Origin of the sequence: Gilliamella sp. B2824, from assembly GCF_026536245.1 — a bacterium.
In the GTDB taxonomy this organism is placed as follows: domain Bacteria; phylum Pseudomonadota; class Gammaproteobacteria; order Enterobacterales; family Orbaceae; genus Gilliamella.
Genome location: NZ_JAFNON010000022.1, coordinates 1 through 2982, shown reverse-complemented (window position 1 = coordinate 2982; position 2982 = coordinate 1). Strand labels below are relative to the sequence as shown.

The 2982-nt window shown below is 50.0% G+C and carries 1 rRNA gene; it reads left to right on the top strand.

The features are described 5' to 3' along the window. The first annotated feature begins 26 nt into the window (after positions 1-26). Positions 27-2925 (top strand): 23S ribosomal RNA (locus tag J3U56_RS11815). Positions 2926-2982 lie beyond the last annotated feature (57 nt).

The window sequence follows — 2982 nt, the reverse complement described above, 5'->3', positions numbered from 1 at the left end:
AAAACCAAGACAACTGTGAGTTGTAAGGTTAAGAAATTAAGCGTACACGGTGGATGCCTAGGCAATCAGAGGCGATGAAGGACGTGTTAATCTGCGAAAAGCGACGGTGAGCCGATAAAAGGCGCTATAACCGTTGATGTCCGAATGGGGAAACCCAGTGCAGGCGACTGCACTATCACCTAATGAATACATAGTTAGGTGAGGCGAACCGGGAGAACTGAAACATCTAAGTACCCCGAGGAAAAGAAATCAACCGAGATTCCCAAAGTAGCGGCGAGCGAAATGGGAGCAGCCCAAGCGGGTAGCATAATGTATTAGTGGAAGCGTCTGGAAAGTCGCACGATAGAGGGTGAAAGTCCCGTACATGAAAGTGGATTATGTGGAAGCTTATAGAGTAGGGCGGGACACGTGATATCCTGTCTGAAGATGGGGGGACCATCCTCCAAGGCTAAATACTCCTGATTGACCGATAGTGAACCAGTACCGTGAGGGAAAGGCGAAAAGAACCCCGGGAGGGGAGTGAAATAGACCCTGAAACCGTGTACGTACAATCAGTGGGAGCATGTACCGTTGGGTATGTGTGACTGCGTACCTTTTGTATAATGGGTCAGCGACTTATATTCTGTAGCAAGGTTAACCGAATAGGGGAGCCGAAGGGAAACCGAGTATTAACTGTGCGTTAAGTTGCAGGGTATAGACCCGAAACCCGGTGATCTAGCCATGGGCAGGTTGAAGGTTGGTTAACACTAACTGGAGGACCGAACCGACTAATGTTGAAAAATTAGCGGATGACCTGTGGCTGGGGGTGAAAGGCCAATCAAACCGGGAGATAGCTGGTTCTCCCCGAAAGCTATTTAGGTAGCGCCTCATGAGTAACTGTTGGGGGTAGAGCACTGTTTCGGCTAGGGGGCCATCCCGGCTTACCAACCCGATGCAAACTCCGAATACTGACAAGTTTAATCATGGGAGACACACGGCGGGTGCTAACGTTCGTCGTGAAGAGGGAAACAACCCAGACCGCCAGCTAAGGTCCCAAAGTCATAGTTAAGTGGGAAACGAAGTGGGAAGGCTTAGACAGCTAGGATGTTGGCTTAGAAGCAGCCATCATTTAAAGAAAGCGTAATAGCTCACTAGTCGAGTCGGCCTGCGCGGAAGATGTAACGGGGCTAAAACTATGCACCGAAGCTGCGGCAGTGCACGTAAGTGTATTGGGTAGGGGAGCGTTCTGTAAGCCGTCGAAGGTGTGTTGTGAGGCATGCTGGAGGTATCAGAAGTGCGAATGCTGACATAAGTAACGATAAAGCGGGTGAAAAGCCCGCTCGCCGGAAGACCAAGGGTTCCTGTCCAACGTTAATCGGGGCAGGGTGAGTCGACCCCTAAGGAGAGGCCGAAGGGCGTATCTGATGGGAAACGGGTTAATATTCCCGTACTGGCTATAACTGCGATGGGGGGACGAAGAAGGCTAGGTTTACCACCTATTGGATGGTGGGTTAAGCGTGTAGGGGTGTGATTAGGCAAATCCGGTCACTGAAACTCTGAGGCGTGATGACGAGCTACTAAGGTAGTGAAGTAATTGATGCCCTGCTTCCAGGAAAATCCTCTAAGCTTCAGGTTATAGTTAATCGTACCCGAAACCGACACAGGTGGTCAGGTAGAGAATACTCAGGCGCTTGAGAGAACTCGGGTGAAGGAACTAGGCAAAATGGTGCCGTAACTTCGGGAGAAGGCACGCTGATGTTAATTGAAGTCCCATGCGGATGGAGGTGAAATCAGTCGAAGATACCAGCTGGCTGCAACTGTTTAATAAAAACACAGCACTGTGCAAACACGAAAGTGGACGTATACGGTGTGACGCCTGCCCGGTGCTGGAAGGTTAATTGATGGGGTTATGCGTAAGCAGAAGCTCTTGATCGAAGCCCCAGTAAACGGCGGCCGTAACTATAACGGTCCTAAGGTAGCGAAATTCCTTGTCGGGTAAGTTCCGACCTGCACGAATGGCGTAATGATGGCCAGGCTGTCTCCACCCGAGACTCAGTGAAATTGAAATTGCCGTGAAGATGCGGTGTACCCGTGGCAAGACGGAAAGACCCCGTGAACCTTTACTATAGCTTGACAGTGAACATTGAGCCTTAATGTGTAGGATAGGTGGGAGACTAAGAAGTGTGTACGCCAGTATGCATGGAGTCGACCTTGAAATACCACCCTTTAATGTTTGATGTTCTAACCTATACTTCTGAATCGAGGTAAGGGACACTGTCTGGTGGGTAGTTTGACTGGGGCGGTCTCCTCCCAAAGAGTAACGGAGGAGCACGAAGGTTAGCTAATCCTGGTCGGACATCAGGAGGTTAGTGCAATGGCAAAAGCTAGCTTGACTGCGAGAGTGACGGCTCGAGCAGGTACGAAAGTAGGTCATAGTGATCCGGTGGTTCTGAATGGAAGGGCCATCGCTCAACGGATAAAAGGTACTCCGGGGATAACAGGCTGATACCGCCCAAGAGTTCATATCGACGGCGGTGTTTGGCACCTCGATGTCGGCTCATCACATCCTGGGGCTGAAGTAGGTCCCAAGGGTACGGCTGTTCGCCGTTTAAAGTGGTACGCGAGCTGGGTTTAGAACGTCGTGAGACAGTTCGGTCCCTATCTGCCATGGGCGTAGGAAAATTGAGAGGGTTTGCTTCTAGTACGAGAGGACCGAAGTGAACGCACCGCTGGTGTTCGGGTTGTGATGCCAATTGCATTGCCCGGTAGCTACGTGCGGAATAGATAAGTGCTGAAAGCATCTAAGCACGAAACTAGCCTCGAGATGAGTTTTCCCTGATGAGAATCAGTAAGGTCCGTTTGAGACTAAGACGTAGATAGGTCAGGTGTGTAAGTGTAGTGATACATTGAGCTAACTGATACTAATGAACCGAGAGTCTTAACCTTACAACTCGGAGTTGTTTTGGATACGCGAAGTTGAGAGTAAGAAATCATCGAAAGATG